Annotated in this window: 19 protein-coding genes; 12 read left to right on the forward strand and 7 right to left on the reverse strand. The window is 33.3% G+C overall.

Annotated elements, in window-relative coordinates:
• Window positions 1-217 precede the first annotated feature (217 nt).
• Window positions 218-853 (forward strand): DUF1287 domain-containing protein, encoded by a 636-nt coding sequence (locus tag DPN68_RS09635; protein ID WP_113989446.1) that lies wholly within the window; start codon window positions 218-220, stop codon window positions 851-853.
• 53 nt (window positions 854-906) lie between these two features.
• A complete protein-coding gene (locus tag DPN68_RS09640) occupies window positions 907-1,512 on the forward strand; it encodes a hypothetical protein (protein WP_113989447.1) in 606 nt (201 codons plus the stop codon).
• Window positions 1,513-1,628: 116 nt separating this feature from the next.
• On the opposite strand, the gene DPN68_RS09645 is transcribed toward DPN68_RS09640, so the two are convergent.
• The 6 genes from DPN68_RS09645 to hpt all read right to left on the reverse strand — a co-directional run bounded on the left by DPN68_RS09645 (window position 1,629) and on the right by hpt (window position 8,690).
• Window positions 1,629-2,984 (reverse strand): UDP-N-acetylmuramate--L-alanine ligase, encoded by a 1,356-nt coding sequence (locus DPN68_RS09645; protein ID WP_113989448.1) that lies wholly within the window; start codon window positions 2,982-2,984, stop codon window positions 1,629-1,631.
• 70 nt (window positions 2,985-3,054) lie between these two features.
• Complete coding sequence (locus tag DPN68_RS09650) at window positions 3,055-3,741, reverse strand: tetratricopeptide repeat protein (RefSeq protein WP_164496745.1); 687 nt, start codon at window positions 3,739-3,741, stop codon at window positions 3,055-3,057.
• 111 nt (window positions 3,742-3,852) lie between these two features.
• Window positions 3,853-6,003: a S46 family peptidase gene (locus tag DPN68_RS09655; RefSeq protein WP_113989449.1), complete on the reverse strand. Its 2,151-nt coding sequence runs from the start codon at window positions 6,001-6,003 to the stop codon at window positions 3,853-3,855.
• Between the two features lie 148 nt (window positions 6,004-6,151).
• Window positions 6,152-7,153 (reverse strand): GTPase ObgE, encoded by a 1,002-nt coding sequence (gene obgE / locus DPN68_RS09660; protein WP_113989450.1) that lies wholly within the window; start codon window positions 7,151-7,153, stop codon window positions 6,152-6,154.
• Window positions 7,154-7,521: 368 nt separating this feature from the next.
• Window positions 7,522-8,094 (reverse strand): adenylate kinase, encoded by a 573-nt coding sequence (locus tag DPN68_RS09665; RefSeq protein WP_113989451.1) that lies wholly within the window; start codon window positions 8,092-8,094, stop codon window positions 7,522-7,524.
• A gap of 65 nt (window positions 8,095-8,159) precedes the next feature.
• Window positions 8,160-8,690, reverse strand: a complete 531-nt coding sequence (hpt, locus tag DPN68_RS09670) for a hypoxanthine phosphoribosyltransferase (RefSeq protein ID WP_113989452.1) — start codon at window positions 8,688-8,690, stop codon at window positions 8,160-8,162.
• Window positions 8,691-8,798: 108 nt separating this feature from the next.
• Between hpt and DPN68_RS09675 the strand changes: the two genes are divergently transcribed.
• The 10 genes from DPN68_RS09675 to DPN68_RS09725 all read left to right on the forward strand — a co-directional run bounded on the left by DPN68_RS09675 (window position 8,799) and on the right by DPN68_RS09725 (window position 20,948).
• Entirely contained in the window at window positions 8,799-9,335 is a 537-nt protein-coding gene (locus DPN68_RS09675) for a hypothetical protein (protein ID WP_133256591.1), read from the forward strand.
• 74 nt (window positions 9,336-9,409) lie between these two features.
• Window positions 9,410-10,570, forward strand: a complete 1,161-nt coding sequence (locus tag DPN68_RS09680; RefSeq protein ID WP_113989454.1) for a 5-(carboxyamino)imidazole ribonucleotide synthase — start codon at window positions 9,410-9,412, stop codon at window positions 10,568-10,570.
• A 74-nt stretch (window positions 10,571-10,644) separates the two neighbouring features.
• On the forward strand, window positions 10,645-11,127 hold the full coding sequence (gene purE, locus DPN68_RS09685; protein ID WP_113989455.1) for a 5-(carboxyamino)imidazole ribonucleotide mutase: 483 nt from the start codon (window positions 10,645-10,647) through the stop codon (window positions 11,125-11,127).
• Between the two features lie 160 nt (window positions 11,128-11,287).
• Window positions 11,288-13,312 carry a M3 family metallopeptidase gene (locus tag DPN68_RS09690; protein ID WP_113989456.1) on the forward strand — a complete coding sequence of 675 codons (2,025 nt, stop codon included), beginning with the start codon at window positions 11,288-11,290 and terminating at the stop codon, window positions 13,310-13,312.
• Window positions 13,313-13,423: 111 nt separating this feature from the next.
• A complete protein-coding gene (locus DPN68_RS09695) occupies window positions 13,424-13,927 on the forward strand; it encodes a GbsR/MarR family transcriptional regulator (RefSeq protein ID WP_113989457.1) in 504 nt (167 codons plus the stop codon).
• Window positions 13,928-14,071: 144 nt separating this feature from the next.
• On the forward strand, window positions 14,072-14,977 hold the full coding sequence (locus tag DPN68_RS09700; protein WP_113989458.1) for a TIGR01777 family oxidoreductase: 906 nt from the start codon (window positions 14,072-14,074) through the stop codon (window positions 14,975-14,977).
• A gap of 48 nt (window positions 14,978-15,025) precedes the next feature.
• Entirely contained in the window at window positions 15,026-15,508 is a 483-nt protein-coding gene (locus tag DPN68_RS09705) for an SRPBCC family protein (RefSeq protein WP_113989459.1), read from the forward strand.
• Window positions 15,509-16,418: 910 nt separating this feature from the next.
• Window positions 16,419-19,262 (forward strand): aminomethyl-transferring glycine dehydrogenase, encoded by a 2,844-nt coding sequence (gene gcvP, locus DPN68_RS09715; RefSeq protein ID WP_113989461.1) that lies wholly within the window; start codon window positions 16,419-16,421, stop codon window positions 19,260-19,262.
• Window positions 19,263-19,381: 119 nt separating this feature from the next.
• Window positions 19,382-19,756 carry a group III truncated hemoglobin gene (locus tag DPN68_RS09720; protein ID WP_113989462.1) on the forward strand — a complete coding sequence of 125 codons (375 nt, stop codon included), beginning with the start codon at window positions 19,382-19,384 and terminating at the stop codon, window positions 19,754-19,756.
• Window positions 19,757-19,889: 133 nt separating this feature from the next.
• A complete protein-coding gene (locus tag DPN68_RS09725) occupies window positions 19,890-20,948 on the forward strand; it encodes a 3-oxoacyl-ACP synthase III family protein (RefSeq protein WP_113989463.1) in 1,059 nt (352 codons plus the stop codon).
• Here the strand turns inward: DPN68_RS09725 and DPN68_RS09730 are convergent.
• Window positions 20,932-22,350 (reverse strand): MATE family efflux transporter, encoded by a 1,419-nt coding sequence (locus DPN68_RS09730; RefSeq protein ID WP_113989464.1) that lies wholly within the window; start codon window positions 22,348-22,350, stop codon window positions 20,932-20,934. The genes DPN68_RS09725 and DPN68_RS09730 overlap by 17 nt on opposite strands.
• Between the last annotated feature and the right edge of the window lie 28 nt (window positions 22,351-22,378).

Raw genomic sequence — 22,378 nt, forward strand, 5'->3', positions numbered from 1 at the left:
GCATTTTATTTTAGATAGGTTACAAAGAAGCTAGGTGAATCAATTTATTGACTATTAAATTCTTCTTTTTCTATGTTTCTATGCGGTTTTAAAAAATCTTCAAAATAAATGGCTTGAAAATTGCGTTTGAAATTACAATATGTCATTTCGAGCGCAGTCGAGAATTTTTAAAAAGTATTGACTTCGACTTCGCTCAGTCTGACAAAAAGTGTAAAACATGAAAATATTTCTTCCTTTACTTTTAATCTGTTTTTCTTTTGGATGCTGGAAATCTGAAACTATTGCAGAAAACATATCTGAATCAAAACCAGCAACTCAACACATTGAAACCCCAACAGATTTTTATCAAAAACTATCCAATGCAGCGATTTCAATCATTGATCCTGAAGTGGTTTACACGCCGGCATATGTTGGAATACAATATCCAAATGGTGATGTTCCTGCAAAAACGGGTGTTTGTACAGATGTAGTGATTCGTGCGTATCGAAAATTAGGAATTGATTTGCAAAAAGAAGTGCATGAAGACATGAAAGCCAACTTTTCATTATATCCAAAAACTTGGGGATTAAAATCTACTGATAAAAACATTGACCACAGAAGAGTGCCAAATTTAGAAGTTTTCTTTGCTCGAAAAGGAAAAAATTTACCTATTACCCAAAATCCAAACGATTACAAAACAGGCGATTTAGTCACTTGGATGATTGGTGATAAATTACCGCATATTGGTATTGTAACACACATAAAATCAAGCAATGGCAACCCAATGATTGTACACAACGTAGGAAGCGGTCAAGTTTTAGAAGATTGTTTGCTGAGTTGGAAAATTGTGGGGCATTATATGTATGGGGAATAATTTGTTAATAATAAAGTAAGAAAAAGTTATATTTGAAAAAAGTTTAAAACCAAATGGCTTATCATTTTAATCAAGAATTAAAAAAAGACAGAATTGCAATTTTTATCATTTCTGTCTCAATTATTATTCTTTCTATATTCTTTTTAAAAAAAGACAATTCAATTATTGAAAGTAATCTTGTAGTAATACATTTAACTTTAAAAGAAAACCCAAAATTTATTGAAAGACAAGGAAAAACACCTGCACATATAATCATTACTTCAAAGGAATACAAAAAGGATTTTCATATATCGAATTTTGAATATAAAACCATTGATTTAGAATTATTTAAAAAATCCATTAATAAAAACGATAGAATTCAAATTAAGATTGACAGTTCAGATAAATACAAACTCAACAGAGAAACCATTGTAAATAATTTCACTTATGTTTATGGATTAGCAAAAAACAATAGTCAGTTTATTGATTTAGAAAAAACCAAAAAACTCAAAGGTGAAGATACTAAAATTGCTTTTTTTTTCTTAGGATTAGGTTTAATAATTCTCCCTTATGCTTTTATTAAAAGAAATGTTGAATTGAGATTTGAAATGATGATTTTAACTTATATTTTTTTATCAGTAATAATTTATTCAATATTGAAAGTAAACAAATTAATTTAAACTTCTTCATTAAACAATAATTATGAAATTTCTTGATATTGCTCGATGTGACAAATAAAAAAATCCGAATTAAACTCGGATCATTTTATTCATTATGAAATTTTCAAATCATTACATTAACCAATCAAACCTTTCACCTCATCAAAATTCAATCCACCATAATTTCCTGAGCTCATTAACAATAAGGCCGAATTTTCTAAATTTTGGCTGAATAAAAAGTCTTTGAATTCTGTTGGATTGGTGTAAATAATTAAATCTTCTCTTTGGAACGATTGTGCGATTTGATCATACGTTACTTCTTCCAAACGTTTGATTTTTACTGCATCAGGTGAATAGAAAACTACGGCAACATCTGCTGCGTCTAAAGCGCCTTGGTATTCTTTTAAAAATTGGGCATTTAAGCTACTATACGTGTGCAATTCTAAACAAGCGATTAATTTTCTATCGGGATATTGTGCTTTTACTGCTTTAGTAGTAGCTGAAACTTTACTTGGCGAATGTGCAAAATCTTTATACGCGACTTTATTAGCACTTTCGGCAATTTTTTCTAATCTTTTGGAAGCACCTTTGAAACTTGCGATGGCTTCGTAAAATTCGGCTTCATCCACGCCCATACATTGGCAAATCCATTTGGCACCGGCTAAATTACTAAGATTATGTGCTCCAAAAACTTCAATTGGCATTGGACCTTCCGGTGTGTCTAACAAAGTCGTTCCGTTTTCAACTGTGTAACTTGGTGTTTGGTAGGCAATTTTTCGGATTTGATTTTCAGTTTCTTCGGCCACTGATTTTACGGCTTCGTCTTCTTCGTTGTATACTAAAATGCCACCACGAGTGATTTGGTTAGCAAAAATTCTAAACTGTTCCACATAATTATCAAACGTAGGAAACACATTGATATGATCCCAAGCAATTCCTGATAACAAGGCAATATTGGGTTGGTACAAATGGAATTTTGGTCGCAAATCGATTGGTGAAGTTAAATATTCATCGCCTTCTAACACGATAAAATCATTGTTTTCGGTTAAATGCACCATCGTATCGAAACCTTCCAACTGTGCTCCTACCATATAATCTACTTCGATATTATGATAATGCATCACGTGTAAAATCATGGAAGTAATCGTAGTTTTTCCGTGCGAACCACAAATAACTACTCGAGTTTTATTTTTTGATTGTTCGTATAAAAATTCGGGATACGAATAAATCTTCAAGCCTAATTCTTGTGCTTTTAACAATTCTGGATTATCAGCTTTTGCATGCATTCCCAAAATAATCGCTTCGATATCAGTTGTGATTTTTTCAGGAAACCAACCTTCTTCCTTTGGCAACAAACCTTTTTTCTCCAAACGTGATTTGGATGGTTCAAAAATAGCGTCATCGCTACCCGTTACATGATATCCTTTGTTGTGTAAGGCTAATGCTAAATTGTGCATGGCAGCTCCGCCGATTGCTATAAAATGTGTTCTCATTTTTTATGTTGAATTGTTAAACTGTTAATTTGTCAAATCGATTAAACGACTAAACATTTCAACAATTACACTATTTGTTTTCAAATTCTATTTTTAACTTATTTGCTTTTGTTTTGTCTTTCAACTTTTTCAAATATAAGTCATATAATTTTTCGAAAGTGGTTTTTGAATTGCCAATTTCATGTGCTTTTTTATAATGGTTTTCTGCTTTTGTATAGCGATTGAAATACTCGTCAATATACCCTTTTGCTAAATAACCATCGACTTTTGAAAGCGCCATTAGTTCATCGGCATATTTTTGAGCTTTTTTTTCGCTTCCGCCAACAATTCCTGGTAATTCGATATAAAGCATCACCAATGCCCAACGCGTATCGATATGTTTTGCATCTAATTTTGCTGCGTTTAAAAAGGTTTCTTCTACCTCGTCAATCATTCCTAAAGCTTTAAATTTATTGGATTCTTTAGCTTTCATTCCCAATGCGCCACCGTATTTGTACCAATAATTGGCGTTTTTAGGGAATTTGGTTTTTAAAATTTTATAGTACGAAATAGCTTCATCCCAGTTTTTGTTTCTACCTTCTATATCGCCTAAATATTCAATAGATTTATAGTAATTTGTCGAATTTTGGGATTCATTTTTAAAAATCCTTCTAGCTTCTGACAATTTGTTTTCGGCATATAAGCGTTCGCCTTTCTCAAAATTGGATTGTGAGAAAAGAAACATTGGAAATAAAAAAATCAAAAATAGTTGTCGCATAAGGAAATATTCTTCAAAAATAGGAAAATGATTTCTATTCTAATTGGAAAATAAAAAAATCCGACTTAAAATTAATTAAGTCGGATTTCAATATATTTATGAATTTGTAAATTACTTCACAATTGTCATTTCATCAACTAAGTGTTTAGCACCAGCATACGTATCAATAACCCAAAGTACAAAACGAATATCTACGTTGATTGTTCTTTGTAATTTTGGATCAAAAATTACGTCACCAGCCATAGCTTCGATGTTTCCGTCGAAAGCTAAACCAATTAATTCTCCTTTTCCGTTTAAAACTGGCGAACCTGAATTTCCTCCAGTGATATCGTTATCGGTTAAGAAATTTACATGTAACGTTCCGTCTTTATCAGCATAACGACCGTAGTTACGTGCTTTTTGCATGTCTAAAATTTTGGTTGGTAAATCAAATTCAGCATCGCCTTTTTTGTATTTTTTTACCAAACCTTCCATAGTAGTATAGTTGTTCACTTTTGCATCGTTGCGTTTGTCAGCAGGTAAAGCACGAACTTTTCCGTAAGTTAAACGTAACGTTGAATTTGCATCTGGATACAAAATAGTTGCAATTTTAGATTCTCTTAAACCTTCCACTAATAAACGGAATGCCGCACTGTAATCGTTTTGCGCTTTTGCAATTTCGTCTGATTTTGCATTGTAGTGGTTCAATAACTCATTAGATAATTTAACTAATGGATCGTTAGTAACTGCTGCTTGATTTGGAACCAATAAAAATGCTTTTACTTTATCTGCCGAAGAGAACATACTCAATTCAAATGCTGCATTTACATAAGCTGTGAAATCATTATTATTAGCTTTTCCAATTTCAGCAACAAAAGGAGCAATTCCATGACCCGTTGCTTTTGTAGCATATAAGTTCAATTGACCTGCTAAAACATCTTTTTCAGCTGGAATATAAACTTCTGTGAAAAACTCATCCGCCATTTGAGCTAATGCAGGAGCCATTTGTTTTCTCTTTTCTTCGTTAGCATTAGCATAAGCCTCTAATTGACGACCTAAGCTTCTTGCAATTGTGCCGTAAGAACTAGAACGCAATAATGTCATTAAATAATTATCGTGTTTCGCTTTTTCATTAGTTAAAGCATAATAATTATTGATAGTTGCAACAACGTTTCCGTATTTTGCTTTGTTTTCTTTTTTGTTTGCCCATTTGTTGAATTTTGCTTCTTGAGCGGCTTTTGTTTTAGCAGTACCAAATTGCGTTAACGCATCAATCATTCCTTGACGGTTTTTCCAATAATTCGCGATAGAAGCGTATTTTGAAGCATACATTAAATTTACTTCAGCGCTTTGGTTCATGTGCACTTTTAACTTGTCCATTCCCATTTTAGAACCTTCAACCCAAGCTGGATAAGCAAATTTTACGTTTTGATCAATTCCACTAGCTGGCATCCAACGGTTAGTTCTACCTGGATAACCTAAAATCATAGCGAAATCATTTTCTTTCACTCCACCAATGTTAACTGGCAAGTAATGTTTTGGTTTTAAAGGAACATTATTAGTAGAATACTCCGCTGGTTGTCCGTTTGCATCAGCATAAACTCTGAATAAAGAGAAGTCTGCAGTATGACGAGGCCATTCCCAGTTGTCTGTGTCGCCACCAAATTTACCTAAACTTTCTTCTGGAGTTCCTACCAAACGAACATCAGTATAATCTTGGTAAACAAAATAGTAATATTCATTTCCTTGGAAGAAAGGACGAACAGAAACCGTATATTTTCCGCCTTCGTCATTTTCTTTTTGAATTAAAGCAATTTCTTTGTTGATAGCTGCTTCTCTTTCAGCTTCTGTCATGGAAGGATTTACTTTTGATAAAATTCTTTTGGTAACATCATCCATACGAACGAAGAAACGAACGAATAAATTCTTTGGTTTTAATTCTTTGCTTCTATCAGCAGCCCAAAAACCATCTTTTAAGTAGTTGTTTTCTGGAGTTGATAATTCAGCAATTTTATCGTAACCACAGTGGTGATTCGTTAAAACTAAACCATCTTTTGAAATCATTTCAGCAGTACAACCTCCATTAAATTGAACGATTGCATCTTTCAAACTGTGGTTGTTGATGCTGTAAATTTCATCGGCTGTTAATTGCAAGCCCATTTTTTGCATGTCGCGGTGATTCAAACGCTCTAAGAACATTAAAAACCACATTCCTTCGTTAGCTTTTACTGATGCTGGTAACATTAGCATAGCAGTAACAACGAATAGTACTAATTTTTTCATTGAAAATCTAATTTTTGATTTGATAAGGCGAAGATACTCAAAATTAATTTTGAATAAAATTTCGGAAAAGAAAAGTCGCACTTTTAATTTAATTTTAACGAAAAAAGCACCTCGATGGAGGTGCTTTTTTACTATTTTTATTTTTGAATTATGAATTCAACATTTTCCATAATTTATCTTTTAACTCTTGTAAACCTTGTTGGGCTACCGATGAGATAAACATATAAGGTGTTCCTTTGAAAGCTTTGTCTAGCTCTACTTTCATTTCAGCTTTTAGTTCTTCGTCTAGCATATCGGATTTTGAAATCACTATTAAACGGTCTTTGTCTAACATTTCAGGATTATAACGACGTAATTCGTCTAACAAAATCTCATACTCCTTTTTAACATCTGTAGCATCCGCTGGAACTAAAAACAACAAAGTTGAATTTCTTTCAATATGGCGTAAAAAATAATGACCAAGCCCTTTGCCTTCCGCAGCGCCTTCAATAATACCGGGAATATCTGCCATTACAAAAGATTGAAAATCTCGATAGGCTACAATTCCTAAATTGGGTTTTAAGGTTGTAAACGGATAATCTGCAATTTTTGGTTTAGCTGAAGTTAACACCGATAATAAAGTTGATTTACCAGCATTTGGAAAACCTACTAGACCTACATCAGCTAATACTTTTAATTCTAAAATAATATCCACTTCTTGAATCGGCATTCCAGGTTGTGAATAACGAGGTGTTTGATTAGTTGAACTTCTAAAATGCCAGTTTCCTAATCCGCCTTTTCCTCCTTTTGCAAGGATTTTAACCTCATCATGTTCAGTAATTTCAAATAAAACTTCTCCCGTTTCTTTGTCTTTTACTACAGTTCCTAATGGCACTTCTAAATATTTATCTTCACCATCAGCACCTGTACTTCTGGCACTACCACCATCGCCACCGTGACCTGCTTTTACGTGACGCACAAATTTTAAGTGAAAAAGTGTCCAAAGATTTTTATTTCCTTTTATATATACGTGACCACCGCGACCACCATCACCACCATCTGGCCCACCTTTTTCAATGAATTTTTCTCTGTGTAAATGGGTAGAACCTTTTCCGCCTTTACCCGATGCAACATATATTTTTACGTAATCTACGAAATTTCCTTCTGTCATTTTGAAGTTAGAAGTTGGAAGTTAAAAGTTAGAAGTAACTTAAAACTAGAATTAAACATTTTGCAAAGATAGGGAAAGTTGGAAGTTAGAAGTTGGAAGTTGGAAGATTTTTTAAGTTTGAAATTTGTTTCAGGTTTGGTAGCACAAAGTTTTACAATGTTTTTCACAAAGTCTACTATGTTTTTTGTTTCAATTTTGAATTTGACTTTTGGATTTTGATTATGAATAGCCCTGATAGGAATGAAAAGCGCGCAAATAAAAAACAACCTAATTTTGTTGTTATACAATTGCGACCTAAGAAGCACATTGTGTAACTTACAAAATGATTGTTTTTTATGCGGACTTGTAATGAATAGCAGGATTAGCTCCTATAAATTATCGATTACTTTAGCTAAACGTTCTGTAATTTCTTTAATTTTTCCGATACCATTTACTGAATGAAACTTTCCTTGTACTTTATAATAATCCATTAATGGAGCGGTTTTTTCGTTGTATTCTTGGTAGCGATTACGAATTTTCTCTTCGTCCTGATCATCGGCTCTACCAGAAGTTTTTCCTCTTTCAAGTAAACGTTGCACCAAAATTTCGTCATCAGCTTCCAACGCGATTGTTGCGGTAACTTCCCAATTTTTTGATTTTAAAAAAGCATCTAACGCATCCGCTTGCGGAATAGTTCTTGGAAAACCGTCAAACAAAAAACCTTTTGAAGTAAGATTTTTTTCTACTTCGTCTTGCAACATTTTAATAGTTAAGCTATCAGGAACTAAATCGCCATTTTCGATATAGCCTTTAGCTTCTTTACCTAGTGGCGTATCGTATTTCATGTTGTAACGAAAAATATCGCCCGTTGATAAATGTGTTAAATTGTACTTTTCCTTCAAAAATTCGGCTTGCGTTCCTTTTCCTGCTCCTGGTTTCCCAAATAATACGATATTAATCATTTTTTTTTATGTTTGTGGTTTGTAGTTTAAATATTCTAAAATCTATTTTCTAATCTCTAACTTCTTTATTCTGAAAGCTGATAAACATCTTTCAAATTTCTTCCCAATCCATCATAATCAAGACCGTAACCAACGATGAAACGATTTGGAATTCGAATACCTACATAATCCAATTTAATGTCTTTTTTATAAGCTTCAGGTTTTAAAAATAAAGTCGCAATTTTAAAATGCTTTACATTATGTTGCTTTAAAATTGTTTTTAATTCTTCGATTGTATTTCCTGTATCTACAATATCTTCTACGATAATCACTGAACGACCTTCTAAATTTTGATTTACTCCAATCAATTGCTTTACTTCATTTGTGGTTTGCGTTCCTTCGTACGATGCCATTTTTACAAACGAAACTTCACAATTGTGTTTGTATTTTTTTAATAAATCGGCAACAACCATAAAAGAACCATTCAAAACACCTATAAAAACTGGAACTTCATCGCAAAAATCGTCCTCAATTTGTCGCACCATATTTTCAATGGCGAAGTTAATTTCCTCTCCCGAGATAAAAACTTCAAATTTTTTATCGTGTAGTTGTATCACTTTGGTTAGATTTAGAAATAAACAACAAATTTAAGAAAGTCAAATGAATAGCTACAAAGTATTTCAACTTTTTTGCAAATTTGATATATTTACCGAATGAAAAGCCAAATGTATCAGAAAATCGAATCGAGCACTTGCCATGTAGCTAGTAGAAAGATGGTCAGTAATTTTGCCATGAAAGCCGAAAACCATCTCAATGAAATGATACAACTTGCTTTTGACATCAAACATGAATTACATGTAAAAGCCTTTTGGAGTTTGGATTTGGTTTGTGAAAAGAAATTGAAACAATTTGTTCCATTTATTGAGGGATTCTGTGAAATTCTTCCAAAGATCAAAGATGATTCTGCCTTACGACCGGCAACTAAGATTGCTTATTTTCTCACCAAAAGCAATCATCGGAAAAACGGCATTTCATTAACGCAAGAACAAGAACACAATTTAATCGAAGCTTTGATTGACCGATTAATCCAAGACGAAAAAGTGGCTTCAAAAGTCTATGCTATGAAGGCACTTTTTATTTTAGGAAAGAAATACGATTGGGTGCACGAAGAATTAAAAACGATTATTTCACAAGATTATTCCAATCATTCCGCAGCTTACCAAGCCGCAACTCGAAATTTGCTGAAAAAACTGAACAAGTAACAAATTGTTAATTATCAATTGTTAATTATCAATTGTCTGAGTATCTTTGCGACACGAACAACAACACAACACAAATGAACTATTTTTCATCTGATTTTAAATTAGGGATTTTAGGTGGCGGTCAATTAGGAAAAATGCTCCTGACCGAAACCAGAAAATTTGATATCCAAACCTTGGTTTTAGAACCAAACGAAGAAGCCCCAGCAAGATATGGTTGTAACGGTTTTTTTAAAGGTGCTTTGCTAGATTTTGACACCGTTTACGAATTTGGCAATATGGTCGATTTGTTAACCATCGAAATTGAAAATGTAAATTTAGACGCTTTAGATAAATTAGAAGAAGAAGGTTTACCTATTTATCCGTCACCAAAAACGTTGCGTTTGATTCAAAACAAAGGACGTCAAAAAGACTTTTATGTAGCCAACGGTATACCAACATCTGCTCACCAACGATTTGTAGATATTTTCGATTTAAGAAAATCACTTGAAAAAGACGAATTGAATTTTCCGTTTGTATGGAAATCGGCACAATTTGGCTATGATGGCAATGGCGTAAAAATTTGTCGCTCTGCATTAGATTTGGTAAAATTACCTGAAGTGGAATGTATTGCCGAACAATTGGTTCCATTCAAAAATGAATTGGCCATAATTGTGGCACGTTCGGTTTCAGGTGAAGTAAAAACCTATCCTGTAGTCGAGATGGAATTTCATCCTGAAGCCAATCAAGTGGAATATGTTGTTTGTCCCGCTCGAATTGATGAAAAAGTAGCAAAAAAAGCTACAGAAATTGCCTTAAAAGTTTCACAAGCTTTTAATCATGTTGGTTTATTGGCTGTGGAAATGTTCCAAACTGAAGATGATGAAATTTTGGTTAATGAAGTGGCACCAAGACCCCATAATTCTGGACATTATTCAATTGAAGCAAGTTATACTTCCCAATTTGAAAATCATATTCGTACAATTTTAGATTTACCTTTAGGAAATACCGATAGCAAAGTTGCTGGAATTATGGTAAATTTGGTTGGTGAAGAAGGTTATTCCGGACAAGTTATTTACGAAAACATAGAAAAAATTATGGCAATCGACGGCGTAACACCTCACATTTACGGAAAAAGAGAAACAAGACCTTTCCGAAAAATGGGACACGTTACGATTGTAAATGAAGATATGACGGAAGCGAGAAGAATTGCGGAGGAAGTGAAGAATAGTATAAGAGTAATTAGTGAAGTAAAATAAACACAGATTTCACAGATTAGCATAAATTAAATCTGTGATAATCTGTGAAATCTGTGTTCAAAAAAATAAGACGTATGAGTAAAGTAGCCATCATCATGGGAAGTATTTCGGATATGCCAGTAATGCAGGAAGCCATTGACATATTAAAAGGATTTGATATTGAAACTGAAGTTGATATTGTTTCGGCACACCGAACACCTGAAAAATTATTTGATTTCAGTAAAAATGCGCACGAAAGAGGCATTTCAGTAATTATTGCTGGTGCTGGTGGTGCGGCTCATTTACCTGGAATGGTTGCTTCAATGTCACCACTTCCTGTGATTGGCGTTCCAGTGAAATCTAGTAATTCTATTGATGGTTGGGATTCAGTTTTATCTATTTTACAAATGCCTGGTGGTGTTCCTGTAGCAACCGTAGCTTTAAACGGAGCTAAAAATGCTGGCATCTTAGCCGCACAAATTATTGGAAGTCATGATAAGTGCGTTTTGGATAAAATTATCGCTTACAAAGAAGGATTAAAACAAGTGGTTTTAAAAGCTTCTGAAGGATTGAAATAAAAAGCAGAAAATCCCGAACTAATACAAGCTCGGGATTTCCACTCACAATTAAGTGACAACTATAAAAAAAATTCTACTCTTTCTGATTTGGGACAAAAAGGATGTTTTTACATCATTTCGTCGACAAAAATATACACTTTACCGATAAATACAAAATTATATGCAACTTTTTTTGGAAAAATTTGAAACAAAACACAATTCCGCGCCATTTAATCAAATAAAACTTACAGATTACAAGGAAGCATTCGAAAAAACGATCGAACTTGCTCGTACTGAAATCGATAGCATCGTAAACAACTCCGAATTACCAACTTTTTCTAATACAATTGAAGCTTTGGATTTTTCAGGTGAAAAATTGGATAGATTGTCATCGATTTTCTTCAATTTGAATTCGGCCGAAACTTGTGATGAAATGCAAAAAATCGCACAGGAAGTTTCTCCATTGATTACTGCATTCAGTAACGATATTGCTTTAAATGAAGATTTGTTTAAACGAGTAAAAGCCGTTTATGATCAAAAAGACACTTTGAATTTAACTACCGAACAAGCTACTTTATTAGATAAAAAATTTAAAGGTTTTTCTAGAAATGGAGCCTTACTTAATGAAGAAGACAAATTAAAACTACGCGAAATTGATACCGAATTAGCCAAACTAAAACTGACTTTCGGAGAAAATGTTTTGGCAGAAACCAATAAATATCAATTGCACATCACCAACGAAGCTGATTTAAAAGGTTTACCTGATGGTGCCAAAGAAATGGCGGCGAGTTTGGCAAAATCTAAGAATTTAGATGGTTGGGTTTTTACTTTGGATTTCCCAAGTTATTTGCCTTTTGTAACCTATGTTGAAAATCGTGAATTAAGAAAAGAAATTGCAATTGCTGCTGGAAAAAAAGCGTTTCAAGATAATGAATTCGACAATAAAGAAAACGTAAAACGCATTGTAGAATTGCGTCACAAACGTGCGAATTTATTAGGTTATCAATCGCATTCGCATTTTGTTTTGGAAGAACGAATGGCGCAAAATCCTGAAAAAGTACAATCGTTTTTGAATGATTTGTTGGAAAAAGCAAAACCTGCTGCTGAAAAAGAATTTGCTGAATTAACTGCTTTCGCAAAAGAGTTGGATGGTATTGACAAATTAGAAAAATGGGATGGCGCTTATTATTCGGAAAAATTGAAACAAAAATTATTCAGTTTGGATGATGAGTTATTGAAACCCTATTTCAAATTGGAAAACGTGTTGAACGGAGCATTCACAATCGCTGAAAAATTATTCGGAATTACATTTAAAGAAGTTTTTGATATTGACAAATACCACGAAGATGTGCAAACCTTTGAAGTATTGGATTTCGAAGGACAATTAGTGGCTGTTTTCTATTCGGATTTCTTCCCTAGAAAAGGAAAACGAAACGGCGCTTGGATGACTTCCTACAAACCACAATATATAAAGGACGGAATTAACGAAAGACCACATGTTTCAATCGTTTGTAATTTTACACCGCCAACGGAAACGAAACCATCGTTATTGACTTTTAACGAAGTAACAACATTGTTTCACGAATTTGGGCACGCGTTACATGGTATGTTAGCCAATACGACTTATCCAAGTTTATCAGGAACCTCTGTTTATTGGGATTTTGTGGAATTACCAAGTCAAGTGATGGAAAACTGGTGTTACGAACCCGAAGCGTTGGCTTTATTTGCCAAACATTACGAAACGGGTGAAATTATTCCGCAACAATATGTAGAAAAAATCAAAGAAAGTGCCAGTTTCTTAGAAGGAATGGCAACATTACGCCAATTAAGTTTCGGAATTTTAGACATGACGTATCATGGAAAATCGCAAACTATTGATGATGTAAAAGCTTTTGAAAAACAAGCGATGGAAGGCACCAATTTATATCCAGATGTAGCTGAAAATTGCATGAGTACTTCGTTTTCACATATTTTCCAAGGCGGTTATTCATCGGGATATTATAGTTACAAATGGGCGGAAGTTTTGGATGCTGATGCGTTTGCTTATTTCCAAGAAAATGGCATTTTCAATAAAGAAGTAGCAACCAAATTCAAAGAAAACGTACTTTCAAAAGGCGGCACGGAATTACCAATGGAATTGTATAAAAAATTTAGAGGTCAGGAACCGAAAGTGGAGGCGTTATTGAAAAGGGCTGGGTTGATTTAGATTGTCAGAATTTTAGATATTTAGAAACCGAAATTAATCACTTCGGTTTCTTTTAAAAATAAACTTTCATTTTTTTTTGAAACTTTAAAAACTTTGTTGTACATTTGTCTCATGGAATTCAAAGAAGCAAAAAATAAATTCGTACAAACATGGGGAGCTTTAGGTTCTCAATGGGGCATTAACAAAACCATGGCACAGATTCATGCGTTGTTGATGGTTTCGCACGAAGCTGTTTCTATGGAAGACATTATGGAAGAATTACAAATTTCGCGCGGTAATGCTTCTATGAATTTGAGAGCGTTAATGGATTGGGGAATCGTTTACAAAGAATACAAAGCGGGCGAAAGACGTGAATTTTTCACAGCTGAAAAAGATTTAGACGAATTGGCCGTAAAAATTTCAAGAGAACGAAGCAAACGCGAAATTAAACCAGCATTGAAAGTTTTAAAAGAAGTTTCTTCTATTCAATCAGACAACACAGAAGCCGAAAAACATTTTGTAGACCAAACCACAAAATTATACGATTTCGTATTAAAAGCCGATAACGTTTTGGATAAAATCACAGAATACAAAGACAATTGGTTGGCAAAATTAGTGGTTAAAATAATGAAATAGTTTTTTAAACATCTTAAAAACAACACTATAAAAAACTATTCAATGAGACCAATAAAAAACAATAACAAAGAACGAATTAAATAGAATTAAAAAAATTTAACTAAAACTTTCAATTATTTCTGAAAGTTTAAAATAATAAATAATATGAGAAAGTTAATCATCGCAGCAGGAACAGGCTTTTTAGGAAACGTTTTAATGCAACATTTCAAGAACAAATTTGAAGAAATTGTAATTCTTACCAGAGGAAAATCTGAAATTAAGAAACAAATCAAATATGTAAATTGGGATGCGAAAACATTTTCGGGTTGGGAAAAAGAAGTGGAAAACGCAGATGTTGTCATAAACTTAGCTGGAAAATCGGTTGATTGTAGATATACAGAAAAAAATAAAGCCGAAATTTTAGCTTCAAGAATTGATAGTACTAAAATTTTAAACGAAGCCATTTTACAATGTGAAAATCCCCCAAAACATTTCATAAACTCATCAACTGCAACCATTTATCGCCATTCGAAAGATAAAGAAATGGATGAATATACAGGAGAAATTGGTAATGATTTTTCAATGAATGTAGCCAAATCATGGGAAAAAACATTTTATGAAGTCGAAACTCCAAAAACAATAAAAACAGCGATTAGAACTTCGATTGTTCTTGGAAAAGATGGAGGCGCTTTTATTCCTTTAAAAAAGTTAACACAATTTGGATTAGGAGGAAAAAATGGGAACGGAAAACAATTCATAAGCTGGATTCACGAAAAAGATTACGCAAGAGCAATCGAATTTATAATCGAAAAGGAACTTTCTGGAAGCATTAATGTTGTTTCTCCAAAACCCATTCAAAATGAAGCTTTCATGAAAAAACTTCAAAAAGCAATTGGAATTCCATTTGGACTACCCATTTCAAAATCAATGTTAGAATTGGGAGCAAAAATCATCAAAACAGAAACAGAATTAGTATTAAAAAGTAGAAATGTTGTTCCAAAACGATTAACTGAAAATGGTTTTGAGTTTGAATTTGGTGATTTAGATAAAACTTTTGAAAATTTAATTTAAACAATCCTAACAGGTTTTTGAAACCTGTTAGGATTTAAATCGAAAACAATGACACAAATAAAAATCACAACAACAATCAACGCACCCATTGAAATTGTTTTCAATAATTCAAGAAATATAGACATCCACCAATATTCAGCAAGTAAAACAAACGAGAAAGCAATTGCTGGAAGAACTTCAGGATTAATTAATAAAGGAGAAACCGTGACTTGGAAAGGAAAACATTTTGGTATATACATTCAACATGAAAGCATTATTTCTGAAATGGATTTTCCAAACTATTTCGTTGACGAACAATTAAAAGGTCATTTTAAAAGTTTCAAACACCAACATATTTTTCAACAAAAAGAAAATCAAACGATAATGACTGATATTTTGGAATATGAAACGCCTTTTGGTTTTATTGGGAAACTATTTGATAAAATTATCTTGAAAAGTCATCTATCAAATTTCATAATTTATAGAAATTCGATTTTAAAAGAATTATCAGAAAACCAACACCAACCACCACAAAATCGGCACGCTTTCTAACCAAAAATCAGAAAAATATCTAGAACTATTTTCCTTTACAAAAAACAGAAAAAGTAAAATAATAAATAAAAAAGAAAGATTGATCCATGAAAACTGATTGGAGTAAAAATAAATCTCGATAATAAGAAAAAGAGACAACCAAAAGAAAGAAAAAAGTTTTGTCCACTTCACTCCTATTCGCTGGGGTAAGGTTTGTAATAATTGATTATCAAACTGTAAATCAACAATTTCAAAAATACACATTAAGCCATAAATTAAGAAAAATCGTTGGCATCCAAGAAAAAAGATTTCAAGTGAAAATTCTTGTTCCAATGTAAAAACCGGTAGAACATAAGTTACTAATGTCCAACTCAAAACAACCAAAAACACTTTTAAACCAACCCATTCCCGACCCGAATTATAACCAATAGAGAAAGGAAAAGTGTAAAGCAATATTACAAGTAAACTAAAGACTGCAATTATTCGCATTGATCCATTTAAATCAAAAAAGCAATATCCAGCTATACAAAAGGAAAAAAAACTGAATGCGAACAAAAATCGTTTGAATGAGTTCCACTTTTCAATACCGCGACTAAAAAAGCTAAAATACTTTATAAATGTATAAGAAGCTTGCGTTCCAAAAAAAACAAAAAATTGCAATTCACTAGAAATACTTATGTTTAACCTTAAAACCGTGAGTTGCAGAAATGCAAAAGCAGCAAAAGCCACTAGAATACTACTATCAATACAAAAATCGGCAAAACGTTTGAAATAATACATTCAACAAAATTAATCAATCTGTTAATAAGACTTCAAATTAGTTGATAAAATCACAAAAAATCCCATTATAAAAATAAAAAATTACAAGATTAATAATTACTTTTGTTGTCCAAAACAACACATAAAAATCCACTTATACACTTTTTAGTAAATGAGAACAGATGCATTCGCTTTGAGACATTTAGGGCCTCGTGAGAGTGACTTAAATCACATGTTTAAAACGGTTGGTGTAGAATCTTTCGACCAATTAATTTTCGAAACCATTCCAAATGACATTCGTCTAAAAAATGAATTAAATTTAGATGCTCCTATGACCGAATACGAGTACCTAAATCACATTCAAGAATTAGGAAAGAAAAATAAAGTATTCAAATCATACATTGGATTGGGTTATCACCCAGCAATTGTTCCAGCGGTTATTCAAAGAAATATTTTTGAAAACCCAGGATGGTACACGGCTTACACACCGTATCAAGCAGAAATTGCACAAGGTCGTTTAGAAGCGATTTTGAATTTCCAAACAACCGTTATCGAATTAACAGGAATGGAAATCGCCAACGCGTCTTTGCTAGATGAAGGAACAGCTGCTGCAGAAGCAATGGCATTACTTTTTGATGTAAGAACGCGCGATCAAAAGAAAAATAACGTGAAGAAATTCTTCGTTTCGGAAGAAATTTTACCACAAACCTTATCGGTTTTACAAACACGTTCCACTCCATTAAACATAGAATTAGTAGTTGGAAATCACGAAACATTTGATTTTTCAACGGATTTCTTCGGTGCAATTTTACAATATCCAGGAAAATATGGTCAAGTTTATGACTATGCAGGATTTATTGCAAAAGCAGCAGAAAATGAAATTAAAGTAGCGGTTGCTGCAGATATTTTATCGTTAGCAAAATTAACTTCTCCAGGTGAAATGGGAGCTGCGGTTGTTGTTGGTACTACACAACGTTTTGGAATTCCAATGGGTTATGGTGGTCCACACGCTGGCTATTTCGCAACGAAAGAAGAATACAAACGTTCAATGCCTGGAAGAATCATCGGTGTTTCTATCGATGTAAACGGAAACCGTGCGTTACGCATGGCATTAGGAACTCGTGAGCAACATATCAAACGTGAAAAAGCAACTTCTAACATTTGTACAGCACAAGTTTTATTAGCCGTTATGGCTGGAATGTACGCTGTTTTTCACGGACCAAAAGGTTTACAATATATTGCTAACAAAGTACATGCTTCTGCGGTTACAACTGCCGATGCTTTAAATAAATTGGGTGTTTACCAAACGAATTCTGCTTTCTTTGATACAATTTTGGTAAAATCAGATGCAGCTAAAGTAAAAGCAATTGCTGAGAAACATGAAGTAAACTTCTTCTATCCAGATGCAGAAACGGTTTCGATTTCATTTAACGAAACGACTTCTGTAAATGACATCAACCAAATCATCGCTATTTTTGCTGAAGCTATTGGAAAAGACAAAATTACTGTTAGTCAATTAGCGAATGACGTAATGGTTCCTGAAAACTTAGTAAGAACCTCAACTTTCTTACAACATGAGGTTTTCAACAACCATCATTCAGAATCGCAATTGATGCGTTATATCAAAAAATTAGAACGTAAAGATTTATCGTTGAATCACTCGATGATTTCATTAGGTTCTTGTACCATGAAATTAAATGCTGCTGCTGAAATGTTACCTTTATCAATGGCAAATTGGAACAGCATTCACCCTTTTGCTCCTATTGAACAAGCAGAAGGTTACCAAATCATGTTGAAAAAATTAGAGCAGCAATTGAATGTAGTAACAGGTTTCCAAGGAACAACGTTACAACCAAATTCAGGTGCTCAAGGTGAATACGCAGGTTTAATGGCGATTCGTGCTTACCATTTATCAAGAGGCGATAACCACAGAAATGTATGTTTAATTCCAGCTTCTGCTCACGGAACTAACCCAGCTTCTGCAGCTATGGCAGGAATGGAAATCATCGTAACAAAAACCATGGATAATGGAAATATCGATGTAGAAGATTTAAGAGCTAAAGCAATCTTACACAAAGATAACTTATCGGCTTTGATGGTAACGTATCCATCAACACACGGAGTTTTTGAAAGTGCTATTATCGAAATCACAAAAATCATTCACGATAATGGTGGTTTGGTTTATATGGATGGTGCGAATATGAATGCACAAGTTGGTTTAACTAATCCAGCCACTATTGGTGCTGATGTTTGTCACTTGAACTTACACAAAACTTTCGCTATTCCTCACGGTGGCGGAGGACCTGGTGTTGGACCAATTTGTGTAAACGAAAAATTAGTTCCTTTCTTACCAACCAATCCAATTATACCAACAGGAGGAAATCAAGCAATTACTGCTATTTCATCAGCTCCTTATGGTTCGGCATTAGTTTGTTTGATTTCTTATGGTTACATCACCATGTTAGGAGCTGAAGGTTTAACCAATGCTACTAAATACGCTATCTTAAATGCAAACTACATGAAAGCGCGTCTAGAAGCACATTATCCAGTTTTATATTCTGGAGAAATGGGAAGAGCGGCTCACGAAATGATTTTAGATTGTAGAGCTTTCGAAGAAAAAGGAATCAAAGTAACCGATATTGCAAAACGTTTAATGGATTATGGTTTCCATGCTCCAACGGTTTCTTTCCCAGTAGCCGGGACATTAATGATTGAACCAACAGAATCGGAAGATTTAGCAGAATTAGATCGTTTTTGTGACGCTATGATTTCAATTCGTAAAGAAATTGAAGCTTCAAGTAAAGAAGATGCAAACAATATTTTAAGAAATGCACCGCACACTTTGGCTATGGCAACAGCAAACGATTGGAATTTCCCATATACAAGAGAACAAGCTGCTTTCCCATTGGAATATATTGCTGAAAACAAATTCTGGCCAACGGTTCGTCGTGTAGATGAAGCGTATGGAGATAGAAATTTAGTTTGTTCTTGTGCGCCGATTGAAGCTTACATGTAATTCAAAGTACGAAGTACAAAGTTGAAAATACAAAGTTGATATAGAAGGTTTCAAATTTTTTAATTTGGAACCTTTTTTTCTCCTATTACCAATCACCTTTAACCCATTACCCAAAAAAAATGAACGACATCGAAACAAGAGAAGACATCTTATTAATCATGCGCAAGTTTTACGATAAACTTTTAGCCGATGCTTCCATTAATTTTTTCTTTACGAAAGTCACTACCGTTGACCAACATTTAGAAGAGCACTTTGAAATATTGGCTACGTTTTGGGAGCAATCGTTATTTTTAAAAGGGGGTTACTTTAATAATATGTTTTCGATTCACAAAGAGGTTCATGAAAAACATGCTTTCAAAAAAGAACATTTTGAAACATGGTTAAATCATTTCAACGCAACAATTGATAACCATTTTGCAGGAAAATATGCCGAACAAATGAAAACGCAAGCTCTAAGTATGGCAACCATTATGCAAATAAAGTTTTCGCAATAAAACAACAAAAAAAGTATAATTTCGCAAATTTCAAGTCAGAAACTAACATTTCAATAATTTGAAGAAATAATTAGGAGAATTAAGGCAAATGTTAAAAAATAATTAATAATTTCGTTATTAAAACCTGAATACTATGAATATCAAGATAACTGGAACTGGAAGTTACATCCCAACGGAAAAAGTGACCAATTCCGATTTTGCTAAGCACGAGTTTTTGAATGAAGATGGAAGTAATTTTAATTTATCCAACGATATTATTGCAGAAAAGTTTGTTGAAATTACCGGAATCTTAGAGCGTCGTTATGCTTCCGATGACATGGTAAATTCAGACATGGCATTTATTGCTGCTAAAAAAGCTATTGCATCTTCAAAAATTGATCCAGAAACTTTAGATTATATCATTTTTGCTCACAATTATGGCGATATTAAAAGTCATACTATTCAATCAGATACAGTTCCAAGTTTAGCCACTAGAGTTAAATATTTATTACAAATTAAAAACCCAAAATGCGTTGCTTATGACGTATTATTTGGTTGTCCTGGTTGGATTGAAGGCGTCATTCAAGCCCAAGCTTTTATTAGAGCTGGTATGGCAAAAAAATGCTTGGTTATTGGTTCCGAAACCTTGTCTAGAGTAGTAGACAAACACGATAGAGACTCTATGATTTATTCGGATGGTGCTGGTGCTGCCATCATCGAAGCAACTGATGAACCTGGCGGAATTTTAGCACATGAATCTGCAACGTATTCTTTTGATGAGGCCAAATACTTGTATTTCGGAAATTCATTCAACAAAGATGAAGATGAAAACATTCGCTATATCAAAATGTATGGTAGAAAAATTTACGAATTTGCTTTGAGCAACGTTCCCCAAGCGATGGCATCTTGTTTAGAAAAAAGTGGTATTCCCATAACTAGTTTGAAGAAAATTTTAATTCATCAAGCCAATGAAAAAATGGATGAAGCTATCGTAAATCGCTTTTACAAACGCTACAAAATGGACACGCCGAAAGATATTATGCCAATGAGTATTCATAAACTAGGAAACTCAAGCGTGGCAACGGTTCCAACTCTTTATGATTTAATTTTAAATGATGAAGTAGAAAATCATAAAATTGAAAAAGGGGATATTCTTTTGTTTGCTTCAGTTGGTGCGGGAATGAATATTAATGCATTTATCTACCAATATTAAATTTTCGAAGCAGTTTATCAACCCATTCATTCACACTGAAAACCAGTTTAAATTGGTATGTTAAAATCACTGCCAATAATCCAAAGGAAATCGTTTTAGCACAAACGTTCAACCATAAATTGGAAGTATTTGGAAGGAAATAAATAACCAAAACCAAGACGGTTAATAACAGAAAAAGTTTAAAGAAACTGTTGTCGAATGGCAATATTTGAAATTTGGTATAAATGAAATACGTTTTGGCTATGTTAAAAATGGTCATAGCGATTAACGAAGCATAAGCAACACCTAAAATTCCTAATTCGGTTTGAGTTAAGAAGAATAAATTCAGTCCCACATTCACAAAAACCAAAGTCAAAATCGCTTGCAAATTGAACTTGAAATAATTGGAATAATTGATGATTTCGGTGTTAAAACCTGTTGCCATATTCACTAAAACATTGGCTCCCAAAACATAAATAATTGGAATAGCTTGAACCAATTTTTCCTTGCTCGGCATCAATTCAAAAAGCGATTCTACTCCAACCACAACACTTCCAAAGAAAACGGCTCCAATAAAAAACAACAATTTGGAAGTTTCTCGGTATTTCATTCCTAATGCTGTAATATCATTGGTTTTAATATAATTGGAAACCACTGGAGCATAAAGCGCAAATAATCCCGTTGCAGGAATGGCGATAGACGATGCCAAAGTAACACCAATATTATAAATTCCAGCCGAATCAAAAGACAGAAACTCTGGAATCATCAACGAATCTACTCTGAAAGCAAAAAACGAACCAAAACTTCCTGCAAAAACATACAAACTGTATTGGTAATACGATTTTTTAGAAACCTCAGCAAACAAAGGTTTGAAGTTGAAATCAAAAGTGAATTGCATGTTTTTAAACACATAAATCCCCATCAAAACCATCAAGAAAATATAGGAAAATATATAAACCCAAATACTTCCAAAAAGCGACAAATAGTGACTCAAAAACAAAAGAAAAACCAATGGCAAAGCTACTTTTGGAATAATTTTTTCGTAAAAAGTGGGAACCGCTAATTTTTGCAAATTCGTAGCTTGTCGCTTAAAAAGTTCTACCAAAGCTAGCATAACTGTTAGTGGTAAAGCCAAAAGCAAATACATATAATTCTCGTAATCCAACAAAAAATAGCCCGAAATCAACAACGAACTAACCAATAAACCCATGATTAAAATGGTGAATAATCCGTATTTGAACAATAAATGTTTATTGGAATTGCTTACAATGGGATAAAAATGAATCATAGTTTGTGCCGCTCCAAAAACCAAAACCGGATACAACAACTGAGCCGCTCCATCGATATAACGGATAATTCCTAGAAATTCAGTGTCTTTGGGATAAATAAAAAGTGTAGAAACCACACCAATAGCTATACCCAAATAATTAATTAAGGTAAACCAAAACGTT

The organism is Flavobacterium tibetense, assembly GCF_003293845.1.
GTDB classification, from domain to species: domain Bacteria; phylum Bacteroidota; class Bacteroidia; order Flavobacteriales; family Flavobacteriaceae; genus Flavobacterium; species Flavobacterium tibetense.

What these genes read in the sequence shown, in the direction of transcription:
- DPN68_RS09635 (WP_113989446.1), top strand. Translation starts at nt 218, where the DNA reads ATGAAAATATTTCTTCCTTTACTTTTAATCTGTTTTTCTTTTGGATGC.
- DPN68_RS09640 (WP_113989447.1), top strand. Translation starts at nt 907, where the DNA reads ATGGCTTATCATTTTAATCAAGAATTAAAAAAAGACAGAATTGCAATT.
- DPN68_RS09645 (WP_113989448.1), bottom strand. Translation starts at nt 2,984, where the DNA reads ATGAGAACACATTTTATAGCAATCGGCGGAGCTGCCATGCACAATTTA.
- DPN68_RS09650 (WP_164496745.1), bottom strand. Translation starts at nt 3,741, where the DNA reads ATGCGACAACTATTTTTGATTTTTTTATTTCCAATGTTTCTTTTCTCA.
- DPN68_RS09655 (WP_113989449.1), bottom strand. Translation starts at nt 6,003, where the DNA reads ATGAAAAAATTAGTACTATTCGTTGTTACTGCTATGCTAATGTTACCA.
- obgE (WP_113989450.1), bottom strand. Translation starts at nt 7,153, where the DNA reads ATGACAGAAGGAAATTTCGTAGATTACGTAAAAATATATGTTGCATCG.
- DPN68_RS09665 (WP_113989451.1), bottom strand. Translation starts at nt 8,094, where the DNA reads ATGATTAATATCGTATTATTTGGGAAACCAGGAGCAGGAAAAGGAACG.
- DPN68_RS09675 (WP_133256591.1), top strand. Translation starts at nt 8,799, where the DNA reads ATGTATCAGAAAATCGAATCGAGCACTTGCCATGTAGCTAGTAGAAAG.
- DPN68_RS09680 (WP_113989454.1), top strand. Translation starts at nt 9,410, where the DNA reads ATGAACTATTTTTCATCTGATTTTAAATTAGGGATTTTAGGTGGCGGT.
- purE (WP_113989455.1), top strand. Translation starts at nt 10,645, where the DNA reads ATGAGTAAAGTAGCCATCATCATGGGAAGTATTTCGGATATGCCAGTA.
- DPN68_RS09690 (WP_113989456.1), top strand. Translation starts at nt 11,288, where the DNA reads ATGCAACTTTTTTTGGAAAAATTTGAAACAAAACACAATTCCGCGCCA.
- DPN68_RS09695 (WP_113989457.1), top strand. Translation starts at nt 13,424, where the DNA reads ATGGAATTCAAAGAAGCAAAAAATAAATTCGTACAAACATGGGGAGCT.
- DPN68_RS09700 (WP_113989458.1), top strand. Translation starts at nt 14,072, where the DNA reads ATGAGAAAGTTAATCATCGCAGCAGGAACAGGCTTTTTAGGAAACGTT.
- DPN68_RS09705 (WP_113989459.1), top strand. Translation starts at nt 15,026, where the DNA reads ATGACACAAATAAAAATCACAACAACAATCAACGCACCCATTGAAATT.
- gcvP (WP_113989461.1), top strand. Translation starts at nt 16,419, where the DNA reads ATGAGAACAGATGCATTCGCTTTGAGACATTTAGGGCCTCGTGAGAGT.
- DPN68_RS09720 (WP_113989462.1), top strand. Translation starts at nt 19,382, where the DNA reads ATGAACGACATCGAAACAAGAGAAGACATCTTATTAATCATGCGCAAG.
- DPN68_RS09725 (WP_113989463.1), top strand. Translation starts at nt 19,890, where the DNA reads ATGAATATCAAGATAACTGGAACTGGAAGTTACATCCCAACGGAAAAA.